This window comes from Alcanivorax sp. 24 (assembly GCF_004360225.1).
Lineage (GTDB): Bacteria > Pseudomonadota > Gammaproteobacteria > Pseudomonadales > Alcanivoracaceae > Alloalcanivorax > Alloalcanivorax xiamenensis.
Genome location: NZ_SNUA01000008.1, coordinates 18,483 through 42,211, shown reverse-complemented (window position 1 = coordinate 42,211; position 23,729 = coordinate 18,483). Strand labels below are relative to the sequence as shown.

At 59.2% G+C, this 23,729-nt stretch carries 13 protein-coding genes; 7 read left to right on the top strand and 6 right to left on the bottom strand.

The features are described from left to right. Window positions 1-95 precede the first annotated feature (95 nt). A complete protein-coding gene (locus tag E0L37_RS12310; protein ID WP_205655612.1) occupies window positions 96-2,162 on the top strand; it encodes a TonB-dependent copper receptor in 2,067 nt (688 codons plus the stop codon). 187 nt (window positions 2,163-2,349) lie between these two features. Here E0L37_RS12310 and E0L37_RS12305 read toward each other — a convergent pair whose 3' ends face one another. The 6 genes from E0L37_RS12305 to E0L37_RS12280 form a co-directional block, all read right to left on the bottom strand. Then, window positions 2,350-3,084 carry a DUF5131 family protein gene (locus E0L37_RS12305; protein WP_133492029.1) on the bottom strand — a complete coding sequence of 245 codons (735 nt, stop codon included), beginning with the start codon at window positions 3,082-3,084 and terminating at the stop codon, window positions 2,350-2,352. Then, window positions 3,081-3,956: a three-Cys-motif partner protein TcmP gene (gene tcmP, locus E0L37_RS12300; protein WP_133492028.1), complete on the bottom strand. Its 876-nt coding sequence runs from the start codon at window positions 3,954-3,956 to the stop codon at window positions 3,081-3,083. The genes E0L37_RS12305 and tcmP overlap by 4 nt, the downstream gene beginning before the upstream one ends. Window positions 3,957-4,237: 281 nt before the next feature. Next, complete coding sequence (locus E0L37_RS12295; protein ID WP_133492027.1) at window positions 4,238-7,597, bottom strand: DEAD/DEAH box helicase family protein; 3,360 nt, start codon at window positions 7,595-7,597, stop codon at window positions 4,238-4,240. After that, the gene (locus E0L37_RS21765; RefSeq protein ID WP_240687467.1) at window positions 7,597-7,905 is read right to left on the bottom strand and encodes a hypothetical protein; all 309 of its coding nucleotides are present in this window, start codon (window positions 7,903-7,905) and stop codon (window positions 7,597-7,599) included. Before E0L37_RS21765 ends, E0L37_RS12295 begins: the two co-directional genes overlap by 1 nt. After that, window positions 7,892-11,215 (bottom strand): DNA methyltransferase, encoded by a 3,324-nt coding sequence (locus E0L37_RS12285; protein WP_133492026.1) that lies wholly within the window; start codon window positions 11,213-11,215, stop codon window positions 7,892-7,894. Before E0L37_RS12285 ends, E0L37_RS21765 begins: the two co-directional genes overlap by 14 nt. Window positions 11,216-11,361: 146 nt before the next feature. Further along, window positions 11,362-14,241, bottom strand: a complete 2,880-nt coding sequence (locus E0L37_RS12280) for an SNF2-related protein (protein ID WP_133492025.1) — start codon at window positions 14,239-14,241, stop codon at window positions 11,362-11,364. A gap of 855 nt (window positions 14,242-15,096) precedes the next feature. Here E0L37_RS12280 and E0L37_RS12270 point away from each other — a divergent pair. From E0L37_RS12270 to E0L37_RS12245, 6 genes are all read left to right on the top strand, one after another. Further along, window positions 15,097-15,993 (top strand): YafY family protein, encoded by an 897-nt coding sequence (locus tag E0L37_RS12270; RefSeq protein ID WP_133492023.1) that lies wholly within the window; start codon window positions 15,097-15,099, stop codon window positions 15,991-15,993. Window positions 15,994-16,318: 325 nt separating this feature from the next. Continuing rightward, window positions 16,319-17,755, top strand: coding sequence for a Wadjet anti-phage system protein JetA family protein (locus E0L37_RS12265; protein WP_133492022.1), 1,437 nt, complete (start codon window positions 16,319-16,321; stop codon window positions 17,753-17,755). Next, window positions 17,742-18,410: a DUF4194 domain-containing protein gene (locus E0L37_RS12260; RefSeq protein WP_133492021.1), complete on the top strand. Its 669-nt coding sequence runs from the start codon at window positions 17,742-17,744 to the stop codon at window positions 18,408-18,410. The genes E0L37_RS12265 and E0L37_RS12260 overlap by 14 nt, the downstream gene beginning before the upstream one ends. Window positions 18,411-18,450: 40 nt before the next feature. Then, window positions 18,451-22,101 carry an ATP-binding protein gene (locus E0L37_RS12255; RefSeq protein WP_133492020.1) on the top strand — a complete coding sequence of 1,217 codons (3,651 nt, stop codon included), beginning with the start codon at window positions 18,451-18,453 and terminating at the stop codon, window positions 22,099-22,101. 28 nt (window positions 22,102-22,129) lie between these two features. After that, window positions 22,130-23,248 (top strand): Wadjet anti-phage system protein JetD domain-containing protein, encoded by a 1,119-nt coding sequence (locus E0L37_RS12250; protein ID WP_133492019.1) that lies wholly within the window; start codon window positions 22,130-22,132, stop codon window positions 23,246-23,248. A 104-nt stretch (window positions 23,249-23,352) separates the two neighbouring features. Next, entirely contained in the window at window positions 23,353-23,724 is a 372-nt protein-coding gene (locus tag E0L37_RS12245; protein WP_133492018.1) for a hypothetical protein, read from the top strand. The last annotated feature ends 5 nt before the right edge of the window (window positions 23,725-23,729 follow it).

Here is a 23,729-nt window from a genome sequence, read left to right as displayed (position 1 = left end):
AGTCCCATCCCCCTCGATGCTAGGCTCTGCGCCGACTTTGTCACCGTGTTTGGTGGCCGACGGAGTGCCCGGGTACTGACTTCTTGGATGGGATCATGAATACACCTTCTCACTTTTCTTCTCCTGCATTGCGCCTGATTCAACGACGGAGCCTTTGGGGCCCGGCCCTGCTCGGAGGGCTGCTTCCTTTCTCCGCTCCGGCGCTGGCCGACGACGAGCAAACCCCGCCCCTGCTGGCCCCGGTGGTGGTCACCGGCGTGGCCCCCAGCGCAGGACCGGTGATCGAGGCCAACCCGAAACAGCCGCGCCAACCCGTGCCGGCCAGCGACGCCACCGATTACCTGAAAACCATCCCCGGTTTCTCCGCCATCCGCTCCGGCGGCAGCAATGGCGACCCGGTACTGCGCGGCCAGTTCGGCTCACGCCTGAACCTGCTGGTGGACGGCGGCGAAATGATCGGCGCCTGCCCCAACCGCATGGACGCCCCCAGCTCCTACATCGCGCCGGAAAACTACGACAAACTCACCGTGATCAAAGGCCCGCAAAGCGTGCAGTGGGGCCCCGGCGCCTCCGCCGGCACGGTGCTGTTCGAGCGTGACCCGCAATACTTCAGCGAAGCGGACGCCCTGGTGGACGCCCAATGGCTGCTGGGCTCCCACGGCCGCAACGACCAGCGTATCGACGCCACCCTCGGCAACCCGCTGGGCTACCTGCGGCTCTCCGGCAACAACGCCCGCGCCGACGACTACAAGGACGGCAACGGCGACCGCGTGCCCTCACGCTGGAAGAAATGGAACAGCGACGTGGTGCTCGGCTGGACGCCCAACGCCGACAGCGTCATCGAACTGAGCGCCGGCAAAGGCGACGGCGAAGCCCGCTACGCCGGCCGTGGCATGGACGGCAGCCAGTTCAAACGGGAAAGCCTGGGGATGCGCTTTGAATTCCGGAACCTGGGTGCCGTGCTCGACCAGATCGACGGCCGCGTCTATTACAACTACGCCGACCACCTGATGGACAACTACAGCCTGCGCACCCCGTCCGGCACCGGCATGATGGCCAATCCCATGGCCGCCAACGTGGACCGCCGCACCCTCGGCGGCCGCTTCAAGGTCACGTGGCGCGGCCAGAACTGGGAAGCGCTCGCCGGCATCGACGCCCAATCCAGCGAACACCGGCAACGCAGCGCCATGGGCGTGGACGCCTACCGAGGCGAAGCCTGGGACAAAGACGCGGACTTCCATCAGTACGGCGCCTTCACCGAAGTCACCCGTGCCGTCAGCGACAACGGCCGCATCGTCGCCGGCGCCCGCCTGGACCGCAACGAAGTACGCGACTTCCGCGACGCCGCCGACAGCGCCACCGCCGGCGACACCCGCGGCGACACCCTGCCCAGCGGCTTCCTGCGCTATGAAGCGGACCTCAGCCAGAACACCAACTACTACGTGGGCATCGGCCACGTGCAGCGCTTCCCCGACTACTGGGAACTGTTCTCCCCCGGTAGCGGCCCGGCCGGATCGCTTAACGCCTTCGACGCCATCGAACCGGAAAAAACCACCCAACTCGACATCGGCAGCCAATACCGCAACGGCAACCTGGAAGCCTGGACCTCCGCCTACGTCGGCCAGATCAACGACTACATCCTGTTCACCTACCAAAGCGGCATGATGGGCTACAGCACCGACGCCGATAACATCGACGCCCACATCGCCGGTGCCGAAATCGGCGCCCGCTACCGCTTCACCGACAACCTCAGCGGCGACGCCACCCTCGCCTACGCCTGGGGCCGCAACCGCGACGACAGCGAACCGCTGCCGCAAATGCCGCCGCTGGAAGCCCGCTTCACCACCACCTACGAACAAGGCAACTGGAGCGCCGGCGCCCTCTGGCGGCTGGTCGCCGCCCAGCACCGCACCACCAACAACAAAGGTAACGTGGTCGGCCGCGACCTCGGCGACAGCAACGGCTTCGGCGTCTTCTCCCTCAACACCGCCTACCGCGTCAACCACCAATTCACCGTCAGCGCCGGCATCGACAACCTGTTCGACAAAGCCTACGCCGAACACCTGAACCTCGCCGGCAACGCCGGCTTCGGCTTCCCCGCGGACACACGCATCAACGAACCGGGCCGGACGTTCTGGGGCAAAGTGGATTGGCGGTTCTGACCTTTCCGTTTTAGGGAGGGTGTGGGAAGCTTGCCGGGCGGCGCTCCGCTTGCAAGCGAATTCTTTAATGTTTCCATTCGCCGGCAAGCCGGCTTCCCACAAAGGACGACAAGCCGCTGTGGGAAGCTAGCTTGCTAGCGAATACGCCCTTATCCAATCCTCCTACAGCTGATCAGGCTCTCGCCCCTCAAGCCATTGCCACCGTCGGAATCATGTCCCAAACCTTGCCATCCAGCGTTCGCCCGTTTGCCTTTTTGTTACGGAGCTTGCCGTCTTCGCCCCACGCCCCCCACTGCTTGAAGAAAAAGTCCACACCGGCCCGTTCGCATTGGTCACGTATGGATAAAGCCCATTCTTCCTTCATGGGGCGGGCCCCATGACCCGACTCCCCGCCGACAATAACCCAGTGGATGCCTTTCAGCTTTAACCGGCCCAACCCTTCAAGAAGCGGTTCGATCGATAAGAACCGCGTTTTTGCCTTGATCGCCAGAAGATCTGGAATGCGAGGCTTGCCATACTTTTTGTCTTCCACGGACACACCAAGCCAGGCATTCTCCGGAACCGGTCGGGTCAGAAAATAATCACGCATATTCCCACTGCGCTTCGTCAATATCTGATAGATGTGCTGCGGGGTCGCACGAATAACGTCCATCACCTGATCAATAAAGGCCTCTGGCACGCCATCCTGAAACAGGTCGCTCATGGAATTGACGAAGTACATGGTGGGTTTGCGACGCTGAAGGGGCTGATTCAAGCGCTCGGGAACCAGACTAAGCTTGAATCCATTCTCATAACCGGGTGCACCCATCGCCTGCAGGCGTTTCGCCATGGTTTCCGCATAGCAATGCTTGCAGCCAGGAGACACCTTGGTGCAACCAGTCACCGGATTCCAGGTTCTTTCCGTCCATTCGATTTTGCTCATGGCACATCACCACCTACATCCTCTTCGATAATATGGGAGACCGCCTTCTCGGCCAGTCCCCACGCTTTCGGCTCCGGATTGGAAACAGCGAAGAAGAACAGGAAGAGCGGCCTCCCTTTGTTTTTTAGCAAAACCGGTTTTGCCACATAAGGGAATAGCTCGCCCAACCTCGCCCTCACCCATTTCTGCAACTCATCCACATTGGTCCTTTTCGCCACAGGCGTCGGATCACCATCGCCGAAAAGATCACCGATCATCGGCAAATCAACCGGCTTGTAAAGCGCTTCCTCCCACCTGTCCGTACCGAGAAGCCGATTCAGCGTCTCACGCCACTCTGGCCTGATCCGGTCCCCACCTCGAGGCATCATCCGCAGAATGACAGAAATGGGAAACAGCAGCCAAAGGTCGACCTTTTCTGTTATCGCCACATGCTCCAACGTGGACCAGTCAAGCTGGGTACTGTATGGGTCGAGGAACAGGATCGCGCGATCCCGCCCACTCAGACTTGAGCAGAAAGCAGGCACAAAGGCATTGGCATCCTGTTGATATATCTCGATCTCTTTGTAGGGATGCCGATCCCTGATAGCCTCAAGTTCCGCGATGTGAGCCGGGTTCAGATCATTGAAATGATACTGGTGAAAAGCGGGATCAACCGAAAGCGCCACCTCCACCGAGCCTTTGAAGTCTTCATAGGGAATCAGCATATCCTGACTCTCCACGGTAGCCGGCGAATGGGAGCCGGTACCAGCAAAGGCGTCCGCATAATGCAGTTTAAAGGGCTGGTTCTTGAGTGCGGTAACGTAGAAACGCAAGTACGCTTCCAGAATCGTCAATTTCTTCCTAGTCCATATACCCCCAAATTGGTGTTTCATGTTTCCTTACCCCCCAAGCCATAAAACTGTCCATATGGTCAGTTTTATAGCTCTGCCAAATGGCATTGTCCACCCTTGAGGCTTGGGCGATAAGCGTTCGGCGGATCCAACTTCCACGCCCTGCGATTGGCGCCCGCATGCCACTAGCATGCGGGGGAGAGGTGTAACTCATGCCGAGCAATCGATACAGCTGGGGGAAAGGTGGAGTACATACAAAACACTCAGCGGCGTAACAACCCCTCCGACACCCGAAGAACCCGTTATGCACAAGGCCGTCTCGTTCAAGCGTCCTTACCCACTACAACGAGCTCCATTAACTGATCTAGATAATATGAGTCAGACATAAAGAGCACGTGCTTTTCACGCAGCTCCTCTGCCGTCATGCCCCAATGGCTAGTGATCCACTCACGCGTGGTGCTGGAAGGGGCCAGAATGACGCTTTCCAGCTCGACGTGCTCACTCTTCAGGCGCCGTTCCACATCCTTGATACGCTCGCAGAACTCGATCTTCTCGTCCTTCGGCCCGGTATGGCGGAGCCCATGAGGGTCAACGAAAACGATGCGCTGCCGGTCGTCCTGCACATGCCAGAGGATGAAGTCAGGGTAGAATCCACCCGCCTCGAAGAAGCCAATGCCCTGCTTCACCAGGTTACGTAGCAGGTAGAGCTGCTCACCACGTTCCGCTATCGCCTGCTGATTTCGCTCCAGCCAACCTTTGAGATCTTCGACAAAGCGGAACTCGCTGTCGTTCAGGGCAACGGGTTCGACGCGGATACGGCTGTCTTTGCCCAGGTGCAACAGCGGGTTGTAAAGATGAGCGCCGATCTGAACGGCGCTGATGCCATTGGATTTGGACGAACGATAGAGCGCCTGACGCTGCTTCTCGATGGCCTCCTTCATCTGCTTGATGTCGTCGATCAGCGCCGATTCGCTGCCGTCGACGATCAGCTGATACTCCCTGGTATCCGGCAAGTTGCCACGGGCATCCTCGAGCGCGATCAGCTCCATGCGCGGCTCCAGGTAGGCTCGGCGGTGGTAGTTGAAGACCCGGTCCATCAGCAGCGACAGGAGCTCCAGCGCCATGCTCTGGTAGCGCTGGAAGTTGTCGGCATGCAGCTTCCACTGGTCCTCGGGAACCAGCAGCCTGTACCACACCTGGCTCTTCAGCAGCGCCGGGAACCGGCTGGCATCGATCAGCAGGTTGGCGTAGCCGCGGGATCGCCTGTAACGCTCCAAGTCTCGCCCTAGGGCAGCCATATCCAGGAACAACAAGCGCTCGTCATCGAAGTAGCGCTCGTGCTGCTTGGCCTCACCAGGCTTGGCCATTACGTCCTTCAGGCCCGTGGCCTGCAAGCTTTCGACCCGAGGGTAGCGATCGAGCTCTACCTTGCGCTCCTTGAGCACGATATCCGGCGTCAGGCCCAGCTCATGGTGGAAACCGCTACCGCCGGTAGCCACAGGATGTCCGAAGCGCACCAAGGGGCCGTCGCGGTGAAAGCTATAAGACTGCTTGGTGTCCTGTCGGACCTTGGGACGCAGCATCTTCAACGACTTGCCAACGTCCTCCATCACGTTCAGCTTGAGTGTATGGATCTCGGGCTGGTCGTTGCCCGGCAGGCCCTCGTCCTCCAGGAAATCCCGGAAGGTCGCCATGAAGTCGGCGCCGACGCCAAAGACGTTGAGGGTCTCGAGCAAATAGAGGTGCTTGGGAGCCAGTACCGGATCGAGCCGACTGGAGCGCATCAGGCTCATGTCACGGCCTTTCAAGCGTACGCCACGACCGAACAGCTGGATGATCTGCGAGCCTTCCTTCTTGCCAGTGTTCATAAGGCCCATACTGGAGACACGCCAACAGTTCCAGCCCTCGATGAACTTCTTGGAGCCGATCAGTAAGTTAACCGGTGAGCTGTCGCGAGTGACCTCGGCGAAGATGGGATTGGCCAGCTCCGACTTCCGGACTTGCAGGTGCAGGATCTTGCGGCCATCAAGGTGCTCAGCCAACCCCGGCGCATCGCCCACGTTGATCAGGCCGAAAGGTTTCTCGGCCTCTCCCACCTTCAGCAGAAGCTCGCCAGAGTCACCAGTGATACGATCTACGTTCAACGTGCCACCGCCCGGGGCATGGAAGGTATGAGTAAGGATGTCCCGGTAGAGCTCTTCGACGGTCGGTCCTTGAGCCTTGACCCAGGGGAAGCTTCCCGAGAAGATCTCGTTGCCTTGCTTGTCTATCAGCCCGGTAGTTGCTGCGTCACCTTCATAGACTGCGCTGAGCGCCCGGCGGGCTTCATCCTTCTCCCCGAGGAACCAAGCCAGAAAGCCCAAGACCTGGGCGATATCGGAAGCACGGTCCTTGTAGTTCTTGGCAGTCTCCTTGCTGCCATCGTCCTTGACCACACTGGCCCCGACGAATACCCATAACGGAGCAGCCAGATTCCACTGGGTTAGGTGGCCATGCTCCTCCTGGTAGTAGCGCTGTTGCTGATAGAAAGCCAGCAGTGCCGCCGTGAGGTAGGTGTAGCGTTGCTGTGTCTCCCTCTCCGGCAGGTTGAAGATTCGATAATCCTTGCCGTAACCATCTTCGTAGAAATAGCGGTAGCCATAATCGAACAGGATGCTCTTGGCGTAGGTCTCCTCCACCGCGACATCCTTGGCGGCAACCACGGCCTCCTTGAAGGTGGCCGAATATTCGAAGGTGAAACCACGCCCGGCCAGCTTGTTGCGATGAGACAGCCACCCCATCTCTTCGCTCGCCGATCCCAGTCCGCGGTGCCCTTCGTCGACGAGCAGCAGGTTAGCGTCTCCGAAGCTGTCCACCGCCATGGTCTTCTTACCCTGCTCAATGCCGAGCTTGGTAATCTCGGTCACGGCAACACGGCTCAGCGATTTCCGGTCGCCGCTGAAGAGGTCTCCACCGTCCTGGCTCAGGCGCTCCGCTTCCAGGCTGGAATCACGGCACTCCAGAAGGTGCTGCTCACTGAGCCGTTCGTTGGGTGTAATCAGAATGATCTGGCCGTAGTCGGCGATACGGTGATGCTTACGAGCGTAATGCCGGAACTGACGCACATTAGTGTGCATCAGCAGGGTCTTGCCGGAGCCAGTGGCGTTTTGCAGACACAGTTTATTGAGATCATCGTCCTCATAAGGGCCTATGCCTGTCTGGTAGCCCTGCCCCTGCCAGAACCTATTGAACCGTTCGACCTGCCGGTTGAGGCTGGCCTTGAGCACCTCACGATCGCGGAAGTACTCGTGGAGGTAGATCTCCACGAACAGCAGAGTCAGCCACTGAAAGTACTTCCAATCGACCTCAATCTCACGCTGTTGATTGAGGGCATCGGTATGTTCGACGATGTTGGCGTCGAAGCGCTTCAAATCCTCCTCACCATACTTCCAGGTGGGCTGATAGCTACCCAGCAAGGCATGGAGATAGTGGTGGTGGCGATCACCGGTCAGCCCTGGATCACTCTCCTTTAGCGTCTTGCTGAGCAGGGTAATCGGGCGTACCCGGCTGCCGCTGTCCCGGTACTGCTCCAACGGGTCGATACCGAAGCGCGTCAGCACCCATTGGTTGAGTATCAGCTTCTTGAGAAAATCGCTCTTGGCACTGAGCTGCTTGATCTTGGTTTGGCGTGGCCTCCTTGCCATCAATGCGACTCCCGGCCCTGATCGTCCTGCTCCTCAATCAGATTTGTCGGCGCATCCTCACCCACCTGCACGGGCTTGCCGTCTTGCCAGATCACGGCGTACTGGCCAAGGCGACGCTTACGTTCCAAGGTGTCAGCGACTGCGATACGGAGGCTATCGAGCATCTCCTGGGTGTCCGATGCCAGCTGAGTCAAAGCCGTATATCCTTGACGAGTAAGTTGTAGTGAAGCATAAACGCTGTCTTGCCTGCCCCATTGGAGACCAGCAACGATCCAGTAGGTAGACGCACTGGTTTCAATCCTCATCATCACACCCCTCCCACATGCGGGCATGGAAGGTCTCTTCCAGGCTGTGCACTCGGCTACGCGCATTGCCGGTCAGGTTCAAGCCGTGCGGGCCGTTGATGTAGATGGCATCGAACTCACTGTCGGTGGTGCCGATCTTGTACTTTTCCAGCAGTGCTTCCAGCACCGCAGCATCCTTCTCGGGGTCGTCAGTCAGCTTGCGCCACACCACCAACACCTTGGCCAGGTCCTCGTCGCTGCCCGGGATACGGCGCACGTGTCCTTCCACCTTGCGAATCCAGTAGGCGCCATCTTCATTCTCTCGCAGGCCTTCTGCCTTGAGTCGCGTGTTCTGGTCCTCCGGCAGCTCGGGGTCTTCCTCGCGCTTGAAGCGGGCAATATAGGTGCGCGGCTTGTCGAGGTGAGTGACATGCAGGCCGATCAGCCAGTTGAACGTTTCGACCAAGTCGACGTTCGTTTCACGGGTCTCGTCGCTGCCGGACTGCTTGACCTTCAGCGTGTAGCCTTCGGGGTCACGGAACCATTCGGTGTTGAGCAGACTGGCCGAGCCACGGGTTTCCACGTCAAGCAGGTACTTGAGAGTATAGTCACGACGCAGCTCCGGGTTCTGCTCCATCAGCGCGTCGCGTTGAGGGTTATCTTCTAGCTCGAGGTTGTTTAATGTGTCGTCGTAGCTTTCAAGACGAAAGTATTTAAAAGCATGAGACAGCCCCCCAAATTTACCATGGTCATTCTTTTTAGGGGTCTGGTCCTTCCAGCTCGATGAGTAAACTGCCTTATGGATTCTAGGCTTCATCACCGTGTCAAAATGTTCACCCATTTCGATCAAACCGTATCTAATCTTTTTACCGCTCTCCCTGCTTTCCTCAATGACCCCATGGGCAGTTGATCCAGACCCAGCAAAATAATCCAAGATGAATTTGGAATCTTTTACAATAGATGCGACATGCCGCATCAACCCTATAGGCTTAGGGTAGTCTGGATATGGGACACCCATGTGATCAAGAAAAGAGCTGGTAGACTGTGTTGTACCCACCTTTTGTATCAACGAAGTTATATGACCATGATCTTTGCTTCTTTTTTTCTTTGACTCAATTGCACCATTTTTTGTCAAGTAGAACACTGTCTCTTGACCTTTGTTGTCATACACCGGCTTCAATCCGGACTCAATAAACTGTAGCAGTAAAGATTTTGAGCTCCACCCGGACCTTGCTTTGACCTCATGAGCAAGCTTCCAATCATTGACTTCCACATCAGTACTGTACTTTGGCCATGTTACATCGTCACTTTTTAGAAAAAAGGCCTTCTCATTTGATGGAAAGCCTACTGGAAGAATGACATCGCCAGGTGGATTTTTGGGACCATTTTTTACTATTGTGTTAACAATGCTATCGTTAAATAGCTTGCTATTTTCACTAGCCCAACCCTCTATTGCACTTGGGTAAGGAAGCTGATCTCTATTCTTTGAATAAAACAAAATGTACTCATGCGCAAGTTTTACTTTGGCTTGATTGTCAAAATTCCCATCTGTTTTCCAAACAAACTCGCTAACAAAATTGCTTTCATCAAATATATCCTCGACGACCCTAGACAAGTTTTTAAACTCATTCTCATCACAACTAGAGAAGAAGCCGCCGGTGTTCCTTAAAAAATCACGAAAACTGGAAATTCGATCATGGACCATTGATAACCAGCTAGATGACCGGTATCCATCTTTGTAAACAAAGTCATCTTTCCCTGTGTTATAGGGCGGGTCAATGTAAATTGTATCAACTGACCGTCGGAGGCTACTAGCCATGAGCCTAGATGCATGGAATGAATCTGATTGAACTAAAATTCCGTCTAAGAAATCACTATCTCCATACGACAAACTAGCAATCTCATATTTCAGGCTCTTTGGGAGCAAGGCCGTATCAACCATGAGAAACCGATATTTCTCATGTTTTACAAGCTCACTAACACCCTTGCTGCTCAAATCACGATCAAGTTCATCCAAGTTTATAGCGTAAATATTCTCCCATTGCTTACGCTGCAATATTTGCTGAAAAACTTCACACAAAATCTCTTCATTTCCTTCAAGCCTGTCAAGCGTGAGACAGTAATCGACCTCTTTAACAAACTTCCTCTTGAGCCAAAGCCTCTTCTGAAAACCCTCTAACTGCGCCAAAAAAACGATGATGCTCTTGGCAACCTTGCGCAACACCTGAATTTTCTTTAGTTGCTGCTCTACGACCAGCAAACCGGCATTGTCGATATCATCCAGCCGCAGGATCTCATTCTTGATATAGAAATCCAGCTCACGAGAGAGAAACCCACCCAAGTCCTTGTGGATAAAATAATCCATGGTGTTGCGGGCGGTATACTGTTGCAGGTACTTGCCCAACAAGGTGCGCTCTTTCTGCTTGTCCGTCGGCGCCCGGGTAGCCAGCCCTTCCCGATAGACAGCTACACCATCGATGGTACGCAGCGCCGCCATGATGACGTTTTCGGCCTCCTCGAGCCGCTTCTTCTGCCAAGTGCCACTCTGCCCTGTCTTTTCCGGGTCGGGCCGGTACTCGAACTGCAGTGCCAGGTCAGCGCCCTCCAGGCGCACCGGCTCGTCGTGATGGATGATGAAGAAGCGCTCGGTGCTCGCCTTCACATCATTATGCTCACCTTCGGTGGCGTCCACCACACGGCAGTGCACCTTGAGTGCCGCATCCACCGAATCGAAACCTAGGCCAGCCTGGGCAGCCGAACCCTGCAGCTTTTTCAGGGCCTCGTTGAGGTTGAAAGTGAAGTTGGCCAGCGTCTCGGAGGACTTGACGTAATACTGGTCCTTGTTGGCCCAGTGGAGGTAGACCTCCCGCCCATCGTAAGGCACCGCATAGGGGGCGGCACGGCTGTCATTCTCGGCGACGTGGTGGCGACGACTCATGAAGTCGCCTTTGTCGTAGTAGCGCGAGAAGAAGCGATAGAGATGGTCGTAGATGTCCGCCGAAGCGTTCTGCTCTCGCTTGGCGACATCATAGGCGGCCCGCGCCTGCTTCACCGCCGGGGCGCTATCTGGGTCCGGGGCGCCCAGCTCTTCGGCCTGATGCCGCTTCTCCTCGATCTCCTGACGCATCGCTGCCAGCTGCTGCTCGCCCTGCTCGGTAAACGCCTCCTCGATGGCCTTGGCCAAGTCTTCGCGGATGAACCGAGAGAGCTGATCGCTCTTGGCGTGCATGATGCGATAGAGCCCGAAATCCAACTCGGGCTTGTCGAGCTGGAACAGCTCATGGAGCAGCTTGATGAAGCGTTCCTTGTGACCGTCGACTGTTACTACATTCATTGGGGAATCCCATTCATCCCTTGCAAAGATTTTAAAAATCAATGCGATATGCGCAAAGCGGGGCCGAGCGATAGGCTCAGCCCCTGTTGATTCGTTTGCCAGAATGATACCGGCCGGCAGGCCTCCACGTCATGTCCTGCGCGGATTCATGCAAGCTCCCAGCGTATCCGGAACAAGCGATGCGTCTGGCTCTTGCGGTGCATCTGGCGCTCCAGGGCATCGATGAGCGCATCGCGCTTCTCCTCGATCTCGTCCTGCACGTCGAATATCGCCTGACGGTCGCGGCGCTGCTGACGCTCAAGCGACTTGAGCGCTTCCTGGGCAGCCTTCTGCTCCTCAAGGGTCTCGGCGGTGCGTGAGCGGCGCTTGGCATCCTTGATCTTGGCCCGCGTGTCCTCCAGTTGCGCTTCACTGGAAGCGACCTGATCATCGGCCCAGGCCTCCAGCTTGTCGCGCTCGCGCTGGAAGTAGCTGTGATTCTCCTCAAGCACACGGCTAAGGGTGGCATCCAGCTGCCGTTTGGCCAGAGCAAAGAGCTCCTGAGGGGGGGCGGGTGCGCTATCGGGCACTACCTCAGCCGTCACATTGAAGACTCGCTCACAGGCCTCCTGGTCAAGGTGTGTGCCATCGTCAGCCAGGGCAGTGAAGACCAGGTGCTCCTCATGCTGGAAGCTGTCCAATTCGAGCAGATTCAGCTCCAGCCATCCACTGCGGGTGGTGAGCTGTTCGAGTACCGAGATTCGCAGCGGGTGATCGGACAGCTGAAAGCGCAGGGTGGCGACCGGCGTTTCCCGGCGGCGGCCGCTATCGAGGACATGCTCGCCCAGCGGATGTGTCAGCCGATAGATGTGGGCATGCTCGGGCGGTTTGATACCCTTCCCCTTGCGAATCAGCCAGTAGTCACCGGCGGGCACGCTCTCTACCGGAGAGGCTTCCAAGTGAAAGGTCAGACTGCTATCGCTGAACTTGGCCTGCTCCGCCAGGCAGTGGCGGGTCAACTTCCAGAACAGCTTGCCGGTGCGGTCGAGCTGAGCCTCGGCCTTGTCGCGCTGAACGCGCAGCAGGTCGTGGATTTGTTCATCGAAATGCTCGAGCAGCTTGCTCTCCGTCTCCTTCATGCGGGCATCGATATCCGCCTCCAACTGCTCACGCAGTTCGGCGAAGGCCGTTTCGATGGCGGTCGGCGTGCGGCAAGTGGCATAGATGGCGGCAATGCGCTTCTCCACATCCACGCCCGACTCCAGCCGTCCGAGAATTTCATCGGAAGCGCCGAACAGGCCATCGAACAGCTGGAACTTCTCGCTCAGCAGCTCGAGCACACGCTTGTCGGCCTCGTTGCGCTGGTTGAGAAAGTTGACCACCACCACATCAAACTGCTGGCCGTAGCGGTGACAACGACCGATGCGCTGCTCCACACGCTGAGGATTCCAGGGCAGGTCGTAGTTCACCACCAAGTTGCAGAACTGCAGGTTGACCCCTTCGGCAGCCGCCTCGGTAGCGACCAGGATCTGCGCCTTATCTCGGAAGTGGTCGATGATAGCAGTACGGCGGTCGATCGCAGGACTGCCCGTCACTCGGTCGCTGCCAGCATGCTCCGCAAGCCAGCGTTGATAAATGCCCGTCACCCCAGGGCTGTTGTTGGTGCCGCTGAAGGTCACAACCTGATCAGCAAAGCCGTGCCGCTCCAGAAATCGGCTTAGGTACTCAAGAGTACGCCGGGATTCGGTGAACACTACTGCCTTGCGCGGTGCCCCCATATCATCCATTCGGGAAAAGCCTGTTTCCAGCGCGGTAACCAGTGCATGGGACTTGGCATCCTCGTGAATCCCCCGAGCCAGGCTCAGATACTGCTCTATTTCGGCGATCTCACCCTGTAAGCGAGTGGGATGAACCTCCTGTTCCAGATACCGGGCACCGGCCTCCTCCACTTCATCTGCTTCCGCAGTTTCCAACAGCTCATCATCGAGCGACTCATCGGCCAGCAGCCGCTCCAGCCAGTCTTGTTCAACCTGGTGATGGTTCTGCAACGACTCGAGTCGCTCCTTGAGGGTCTCTAGCGTCTGGATAATGGCCGTGGTAGAGGACGCCAGCAGCTTGCGCATAACCAGTGTCACAAGGTGGCGTTGTCGCGTGGGCACGCCATAGCTGTCCTCCCGTGCCAGATAGCCGGATACCAGATGGTAGAGACGCTGCTCATCCTGGGACGGGGTGAAGGGTATCGTCAGCGCCTTGCGCTCAGTGTACTGCACGTACTCCAGCACCTGGCGGCGGAGGGTGCGTTTGGCAAATTCATTTAGCCGGCGTCGCACCCCCTCGATGTCATTACCACCACGCATGAACTGGCGGCGGAAGCTGATCGCGTCGCCAAATAGCTGGTCATCGATCACTGTGGAGAGGCCGTAGAGTTCGAGTAATGAGTTCTGCAGTGGCGTAGCCGTGAGCAGCAGCTTCCGGCTGCCGGCGAAGGCACGCTTGATGGCCTGCCCGGTGCGATGACTCTCACGGTGGGCGTTACGCAGCTTGTGGGCCTCATCGATTATCACCAGATCCCAGGGGATGGTGCGCAGCTGTGGCTCCAGCTTGGCCGCGAAATGGTAGGACATCACGCTGATGACGTCCTGATCCAGCGGGTCGTAGATCCCCTGATCACGCCGATGCTTGTAGGTGCGAGCATCGAGAACCTGGGTGGGCAGATGGAATTTTTCGGCCAGCTCGGTTGCCCACTGCTTGCGCAGGGCTGCCGGTGCTATGACAATCAAGCGGCGCCGACGCTCCGCCCAGTACTGGCAAATAACCAAAGCCGCTTCAATGGTCTTGCCGAGCCCCACCTCATCGGCAAGCAGCACGCCTTTGGTCAGCGGGTTCTGTAGGGCAAACAGGGCAGCATCAATCTGATGCGGGTTGAGGTCGATAGAAGCATCGAACAAGGATGTTGCCAATCGATCAACATCACCGCCTCGCCGCTGACGAGTCAGCTCATAGGCGAAGTACTTGGCGTGATAGTCCGTAATGCTCTCATTTGTCATCCTTCTTCCCCTACTCTATTGCAATAAGCGAACTCGCCATTAAAAGCCGGACATCTCATCGGCTCGGAAGTTAATCTAAAAATATTGCCGACTGAAAACACGAGTTGACCTTTTCCCTACTTTCCATGTCACCATCTAGCATAGCGTCTATGGCCTCTTCTCGTGCCAAATCAGCAATCCGCCAATGACCAGGACCACCGCATCGCCCAGTGCCAAACTGAATACTGACGCCCGACCTGCCAGTCAGCGGTATGACGAAATCGAGCCCCTACGTCCTTTTATCTATCTGAACGTTCTGTTCCAAGCCACGCCGATACTGGGAGATCTCATATCATCTGTCATTCGTATCAAACAGCGGGATAACTGACCTCCTCCCTAAAACACCCCAGGTGGCGCCAACGTGGATGCTCTGATTGCTCTAGGTGCAGATACGGCTGAAGACGATGGTGAGTGCGGCAGGGTTGTTCTTTTTGGGGCACGCAAGGACAGATTGTCCGGGTAGCCGTGACGCTCCTGGCGTTGTCGGGTTTTCAGGTTGTGGTGTCGGCTTTCCATGTTGCTGTCCCTTCTTACCATGCCGTCCCCAATCGCGGCCTGGCGGCGCCTTTCTGGCGCGGGGCTTTTCGTTGTACGAGTGTGAACTTTATCACATACGTTGGTCTGAGCCAGTCCGGCGGCTCCCACTTTCTTATTACTTCCTCGTGCTCCCACAGCAAGCCCCCCCTGATATCAAAGCGACGTCGCTCTCTGGACAATCAACCTATGACTTTATTATGGTCATGCCAATACTGACTACATGAACATGTCGTCTTTTGGGTTATATCGCTTTTTGCCGCACTTTGGGGAGGCGGGAAGATGGCGCGCACTACTGGACAGAACGCGGGGAAGTGGCCTCTGCGTTGGGATTTGTTGCTGCGGTATCGGTTGATCGAGGTGATCGCTCTTTGGGAGGGGCGGTTGACCACCAATCATCTGCAGCGGGCGTTCGGGATCGGGCGGCAGCAGGCCAGCAAGGACATCAATCAGTATTTGTCCGAGCACGCGCCGGAGAATCTGGTCTATGACCGTTCCTTGAAGGGTTACAAGCCCTCCCCTGAGTTCGAGCCCCGGTTTACGCGCGGGGTGGCGGACGAGTATTTGCAGATGATGCACGCCCGGGAGGATTTGAGCTGCGCCTTCGAGGCGCTGGACGTGCGGGAGCTGAATACGGAGGTGTTGTTGCCGCCCCGGCGGGATCTGCGCCCGGCGGTGTTGCGCCCTATTCTGCAGGCCTGCCGGGAAGGACTGCGGGTGGAGATTCGTTATGCGTCCCTGCGTAATCCGGTGCCGGAGGAGCGGGTGATTCAGCCGCATACAGTGGTGCACAGCGGGCTGCGCTGGCATGTGCGCGCCTGGTGCGAGAAGAACTCTGCGTACCGGGATTTCGTGTTGAGCCGGATCGAGGATGATCCGGAGCCGGTTACCGAGGCGTGGCAGGGAGCCGACGAGGATGAGGCCTGGCAGACCCCGCTGACCCTGGAAGTGGTGCCGGACCCGCGTCTGGACGCCCGCCAGCAGGCGATGATCGCCCGGGATTACGCCATGGAAGACGGCCGTTTGCTGATTCCCTGCCGTGCCGCGCTGGTGAATTACGTGGTGCAGCTGCTGCATTTGGACGTGGCCGATAATCGGGCGCCGGAGGCGCAGCAGATCGCGTTGGGGAATCGGGAGGCGGTGGCGGCTTGGTTGTGGGGGGATGGTGGGGGTGGCTGAAGTGGAGGTGGAGAGTAATTTCATTCGCCAGCAAGCTGGGCTCCCACAGCGGCTTCGGGTTGAAGCCATTGCCGGATTGCTGAGGATTATGTGTAGCGGGAGACCATGCCTAGCAGGCCGCGGCCAGCCTCCCCACTCAATTCCGAGTCTTGCGCTTATTTTTTGATCAATGCCCGCCACCGTTCCCTTCACGGCGAACTACCGAGGAATCCTCGGGTGCCAACATAGCTCTGAACATCCGGGCAGGCCAGCAGGCAGCCGCCGTCGATTGCCGGTATCATCGGCCCTTATTCCAACGCTTTATTGCAACCCTTTAGCTGACGCCATGTTTTTCACCGAAGACCGCCATCAATTCTTCAAGCCGCTGACCGGCAAGTACCGCGAGCAGGTGGCCGAGTGTCTGCGCCTGTTGCACGAGCGTCTGTACAGCGCCCAGGCCGATTATGGCGAGTCGCTCAAGCGCGAGCAGGTGCTGGATGTGTTCAGCGAGGCGCTGGAGCGGGCGCCCTTGCTGGAGGGCGGCGATGAGGACGGCGGCCGCTTCCGCAACAATCGGGAGCAGGCCGCCTGGATTCTCAATACGCTGGTGGAGCATGGCTGGCTGAAGCGGGACAAGGACGAGGCGTCGTTTCAGTCCACCTATCCGTTCAGCCGCACCGGGCGCCTGTTCACCCAGACTCTGGCGGAGGTGGACGGCCGCGGCATCCGCACCCGCCATCGTAATACCCGCAATACGCTCAATGCGCTGGCCGCGTTTCTGGATCGCGGCGAGGTCTATGATCTGCTCGACGCCCATGAGCATTCCGAGCGCATCATCGCTGATTTCACCGACATCATCGCCGAGCTGGAAGAGCGCAAGCGGGAGCTGGTCAAGGAAGTGGAGGCCCAGCAACTGGTGCAGCAGGCCAGCGACCAGTTTTTCGAGTTCATGGAGAAGCGCTTCCAGCCGGACGTGGCGATCCGCATGTCCGCCGACAGTGTGGAAAAACATCGCGACCGCATCCAGAACACGATTGAGCGCATCCGCCGCAAACCCACGGACTGGAAGCGCAACGCGGAGCTGGAGCTGCGGCGGCTGGCGCCGGATCTGGTGATCAACCCGGAAGGCTCGGTGTTGTGGCAGTTGCTGGACAGCATCGAGACCCGCATGCGCGGCGCCGCCGAGATCATGCTGCCGGCCCTGCGCCGGACCCTGCAGGGCTTTACCCGGCGGGCGGACATTATCATCCGCCAGCTCAGCTATCTGCACAGCCAGCAACACAGTGACATTGTCGGCCTGTGCCGGGAGCTGTCCGAGCTGGATGATGCCACCACCGCCAAACGCCTGGAGGCCGCCGGGCGCGCCATGGCCCATTTACGTCTGGGGCTGGTGGATCCGGCCCAGAACCGGCTGCGCGAGCAGCGGGAAAAACGGCAGGTGCAAAGCCGCATGGCTCAGTTGGACGCGCCGGACCCGGCCACGCTGCGCGACCTGGCGATTCAACAGTTGCTGGAGAAGGCGTTCAGCATCCACGGCGAAGGTCTGCGTGACTATTTGCGCCAGGCTCTGGGCGCCAGCCGCCGCATCGACAACCGCGACCTGCCGGTGAATAACGCCACCGATCTGCTGGCGCTCAGCCATGTGATCGAGCTGGGCAGCGCCGACCATCGGGCCAGTGGTTTCCGGCTGCGCATCGAACCCACCGACCCCATCGTCGGCGAACGCTATTTCGGTCGCCGCGATGGTTTCTTGCTGGAACTGGAACACGATGACGATACGTGACGCTTTGGCCGAGGCTCTGGAGGCCCGCGGCGTCGGCCCGGATCAGTTCTCCGAACTGATGATCCGGCTGCTGGACCGGGGCGTGCTGTGCCGCGACGAAAGCAAAAAGGAAACGGAGCTCTACGATCGCTACCTGCAGGTGGCCGATCTGGTGGAGGATTATTTGAGCGTGCTGCGCATCCGCCTGCTGCACGAACGGCGCTTCCATTCGCTGCGGCTGTTTCCGCCCGGCGCCGAGGTGCCCGGCCTGGCCGACAGCGAGGACGGCTTCAACCAGGGCTTGCGTGAGCGTTTGAGCCAACAGGAAGTGGCCGCCATTCTGGTGTTGCGCGCGGAGTACGACAAAGCGTTGCGCGAAGGCCAGATCGACGAACACGGCCAAGTGATGCTGCCGCTGGAAGCGTTCAACCTGGCCAGCAAGAATCTGCTTGGCCGGCCGCTGCCGGAGGCGCTCACCGAACGGCGCGCCCTGTTCCGCCGGCTGCGTCAGTTACGGCTGATCCGCACCGCCAGCGACGACGGTCTGGAAGACGCCGAGACCTGGCTGACCATCCGTCCGGACATCACCAGCCTGGTCACCGACGCGGTACTCAGCCAGCTCACCGGCGACGGGCCGGATGCCGAAGCCCCTTCATCGGAAGATCTGCCATCATGATCGGTTATTTCACGTTCGCCTTTGTTGATCCGAGCCGCCCATGTTTTTGAAACGTTCCATCACCGTCAATTGGGGCAACCTGCCCGCCGAAGAGCTGGAATACGGCCCCATCAATCTGTTCTCCGGCGGTAACGGCTCCGGCAAGACCACCGCCGCCGACGCCCTGCAGACGCTGATGACCGCCGCCCACGACAATCTGTTCAACTACAACCCGGGCCAGGACGAGACCACCCAGCGCGGCCGGGGCGGCAAGCAGGTGCGCACATTGGCGTCCTATATTCTCGGCTGCGACGACGGCGCCTTCGCCCGTCCCTATGACAGCGACGGTTACCTGGCCGGCGTGTTTCATCCCACCAAGGGCGAGACCGCCGAACCGTTCACGGCGGTGATTGGCGTGCGCGCGCATCTGGACCGTGCCGGTATGACCGCCCAGGCGCGGCAAAGTGAATTGCTGTTGATGATCGTGCCCGGCGAGATGCTGAGCCTGTCGCACTTCGTGCACGGAGAGGGCGCCGAACGTCAGGTGGTGGAAATCACCGAGCTGCCCAATGCGCTGCGCCGGACGTTCGGCAAAAAGAACGTGGAGACCTACGAGAAGAAAGGCGCTTATCTGGCCCGGCTGTACGGCGCCCTGCGCGGCCGCCGCGACGCGGTATCCCAGCAGGAAGCGAAGAACGCCGCCCGCACCTTCGCCCGTTTCATGGCGTACAAACCGGTGGACTCCATTGATCAGTTCGTCGCCGGCGAAGTGCTGGAAGCCCAGGACATGGGCGACACGCTACGTCGTATCCGCGACATGCTGCGCACTATCCATGGCATGGAGCAGGAGGCCCGGCAACTGCGCGCCAGCGTGGACTATCTGGAGCAGGCCCGTGGCTTGGCGGGGCAGTATCAGGAGACCTGGCTGGAGCGCACCGCCCTCGCCTACGGCGCCGCCGCGCAACGTTACCGCCGCAACCAGCGCCAGTATCTGGAGAAAAAAGAGGAACAATCCCAGCTCCGCCAGCAACAACAGGCGTTGCGCGAAGAAGCGGAACAGGTGGAACAGCGACTGGAGCAAGCCCACGACGAACTGGTGGGACTGGAAGCGCGCATACAGGGCATCCCCGCGCTGCGCGACAAACAGCAACTGCAGGCACAGCTGGATAGCCTGACTCAACAATTGCAGCAAGGCGCCCGGCCGTTACTGGAACAGGACCAGCAGCGTACCCGCAACTTCACCGCGTTGCGCAATCTGCGCGATTTGCTCAACCGCCACAGTATCGAACTGGAATTGCCGCTGTTCGCCAGCAGGGGCTGGCGCGCCACCAGCAAGGAACTGCTGACTCTGGAACAGCGCCCGATACCGGACCTGAACCAGATGCTGGCACGGGACTGGATCGATTTGTCGCCGCTGGAAAGTGGCCTGGAACAGGCTCGCGCCGAGCAGCAGCTGCACAACTATCTGGCGGAGCAGTTGCACGGGCCGGCGGAAAGCGGCACCAATCAGGACGCTTTGTCGCTGGCGCAGCGGCTGGATCGTCTGGTGACGCAAAGAGCGCAGGCGCTGGAAAAACTGGACGAACAGCAAAGGCAGATTCAGCATCGCATCAGCACGCTGGAATCGAAACGGGTGAACTATCCCCGTGATGTGGAAGAAGCGCTGCAGGCGATCCGCGAGCAGTGCCCCCAGGCCGATCCCCGGGTGCTCTGCGATCATGTGGAAGTGCAGGATCCGGAATGGCAAATGGCCATCGAGGGTTATCTCGGCGGCGCCCGCTTTGGCATTCTGGTGGAGCCGGATTACGAAGCGGAAGCGATCCGCGTGGTGCGCCGTCTGGCCGGCCGCCAGCGTAACAAGGCTCGGGTGATCCAGGGCGAGCAGGCACGGCGGGACGCGGAGAAAGCCGCCCTGCCGGCGGAGTCCATCTTCCACGTGCTGCGTTTTTCCCATCGCACCGCGGAGCATTATCTGAAGGCGTCCTACGGCAATGTGGTGCGGGTGGACGACGCCGAAACCCTGCGCCGCACCCGGCGCGGTATCACCAGCGACGGCCTGGGCTCGGGCAACTATGCGCTGTTCCGCTGCGATCTGGACGACAGCCAGTTGGTGTTCGGCGAGACTGCCCGCGAGCGCAACCTGTACGCGCAACGCCATGCCCTGATGGACGTGCAGGAAAGCTACCGCCACGCCAGCGACGATTATCAGGCGGTGCGGCAACTGCAACAGCAAGTGCTTGAATTCAAGCCGCTGGACTGGGTGGCCACCGTCACTCACCTGCTGCAATGCCAGCGCCAGTTGTCCGACACCGAACAGGCTCTGGCCAATCTCGACCTCAGTGACCATGAAGAGCTGGAACGGCAACAGCAGGATGCCCGCCAACGGCACAAGCAGTTGACCCAGCGGCAGGGCGAATTGAAGGAAGAGAACGGCAAGCTCGGCGAACAACAACACGCCTGCGAGCGTGCCATCAGCGCCCTCGCCGATCAGAGTGAGCAACTGCAGCAGGATCAGGAAGACGCCGAGGAACACCTGCACGCCTGCACCCGGTACTGGCCGGATCTGGATGTACTGTCCCGTATCGATGCCATGGACCAGCGTTTGCAAGCCGCCCAGGACGACATCGATTTCGACAGCGAGGAGCGGGCCCTGCTCAACACCCTGAGCAGCAACGCCGTCACTCTGGAACGGCTTGTCGGCGACTACAATCAGCAGGCCCAGCCGGCGGATCAGATCCTTATCGAAACCGCCGAGGAGCTGCACAGCGCCCCGTTCTTCGGCCATGTGCATCACCTGCATCAACAGCTGGACAACCTGCACAACCGGCTGCGCAACAATGTCCTGCTGAGCAAACTGGAGCAACTGGGCGGTCTGCGCGACACCTTCAACACCACCTTCGTCAGTGATCTGTGCAACCAGATCCAGCAAGCCATCAAGGACGGCGAACGTACTCTCAAGAATCTGAACAAGGAACTGGAGCACCATTACTTCGGCGCCGACCGGGAGCGGTTTTCCTTCGACTGGGAATGGGTGCGGGAATACAAGGAATACTGGGATTTCTTTCGCGAAGTCACCGAGATTCCCAACCTGGGCGATGGCGCCAGCCTGTTCGAGAGTACTCTCTCCGACAAGGCCACGGAGGTGCGCGACCGGCTGCTCGCATTGCTGTTGGACGGCGACGAACAGCAGGCGCTGCGCGAACTGGAGCGGATCAGCGACTACCGGCGCTATCGCCGCTACGACATCCTCAAACACCCGGAAGGCAAGGCGCCGATCCGTCTCAGCCAGTATGGCACCGGCTCCGGCGGCCAGTTGGAAACGCCCGCCTACATTATCCGCGCCGCCGCCATCACCAGCGCTTTCCGCTTCAACGAAGGCGACAGCCACCTGCGCATGGTGATCGTCGACGAGGCGTTCATGCACATGGACGAAACCCGCTCGCGCCAGGTGATCCGTTACCTCACCGAAACCCTGGGCCTGCAATTGATCTTCATCATGCCCACCAGCAAAGCCGGCCCCTTCCTCGATCTGGTCAGCAACCAGTTCGTGTTCAGCAAGGTGCCAAGCCCGGTGCCGGTGGGCGAGCTCAATACCCGCGTGCTGCTGGACCGCCAGCAACTCAATCAGGACCGCATCGCCGAACTGTGGGATCAACACCGGCGGGTGATCCGCCAGCAAGGCGCGCTGGACTTCATGGAAGGGATTTCGTGATGGCTAGACTGACCATGGGGACAACCTGGTGAGCGCGCCGCTCTGGCTGCAAGAGGAGCCCTGGCTGGGGCGGCTACTGGGCTGGTTTCTGGACCGGCTGGAGCAGCCCCGTACCCAGACCATTACCCGCCGGGTCAAAAAATCCACCGTGCCGGAATTGTTCCAGTTCAGCGAGGATACCCGCTACCGCTGGCAACTGATGGAACGGCTGGCACAGGAATACCGGGTCTTCAGCATCCATTACGACTCCCGTTTGAGTGCTTTTCAGGAGCGCTATGAGAACGCCCAGCTCCGTCTCAATCCGGCTTGTGAGGCGCTGCTGCGCGGCTGGCTCGACCGTCCCCGCGTGGATCCGCTGAGACAGACCTGGCGCAATGCACTGAGCGGCCATGAAGCGCACTTTCAGGATGGCGGCGCGGCGCTCCTTGATGCCAAGCCAGCACTGGCCGGCGACTCACCGGAAGACATGGTCGGTCATTTCATCCGTGCCGCCAGCTTGCTGGACAGCGGCCTGACATTGCGCGAGCTCTCCGCCCGCTGCTTTCGCGGCAATTCCAAGTTTCTCGATGGCCGTCAGGAACTGCTCACCCGCCTGTTTGGCGAGCGCGCCCAACTCATCCGGCCACGGCCTCTGTTGCTTACCGCCTGGGCACCGGCCGGCTGCGGGCGGTTGCTGATCGTGGAAAATCAGGACACCTTTCTGCGCCTGGTGGCGCAGGCGCCGGCAGGCTATGCGCTGCTTTATAGCGGCGGCTTCCGCGCCAGCGCCCAGCGCCTCACCAGCCCCCATACCCGTTTCGCCTTCCTCCCCGGCAGCGACCCCGCCGTCTTCCGCCAGCGCTGGCTTGACCACACCCTGGCGGCTTTCTTCTGGGGCGATCTGGATTTTGCCGGTCTCGGCATCCTTGCCACGCTACGGCAAAGTCTGCCGGACCTGGTCGCCTGGCAGCCGGGTTACCAGCCGATGCTCCTGGCGCTGACCCGTGGAGAGGGACACAGCGCCGAACAGGCCGGCAAGGATCGCCAGAACGATCCAGGGCACACCGGCTGTCCCTATGCGGATCGGCAGCTGTTGCCAGCGCTGCGCGATAGCAAGCGGTTTCTTGATCAGGAAGCCTTCCTGCCGGCGTTGCCCTCCCGGGGTTGATCCCCATTATGGGTTGCCCTGCCTGGTATTCCGCCTCGACTTTAAAATAATAATGAAAACCATTACTATTTGGACCCTGTTATCAATTACGAGGCAGATCGGCCATGCCCTCCCCCCGGCCCGTCCCCGATCCGGCATTGCGGTTACTGCGGCGGAAGATCCGGTTCGGCACTGAACCGGATAACCCGACGTTGTTCCCGCTTTGGCGAATGCAGGAAGAAGCGGTGTTGATCGGCACCGCGGATACGGAGGCCCGGCGCGGTCTGTTCGAGGGGCAATTCCGTTTGCTGCTCGACACCGTGATGGACGAACTGGTGCCCCGACATTGGCGCTGCCAGTGTCTGGATCATATTCACACTCCCTTGGGGTCCCTTCACCGGCTCGCCGATGACGACGCTTCCCGGCGGCACGTGCGCCAGCTGCTCTGGGAGCTGTCGGTATCCAGCCGTTACGTACAACACAGTCTTATTGGATAAGGATT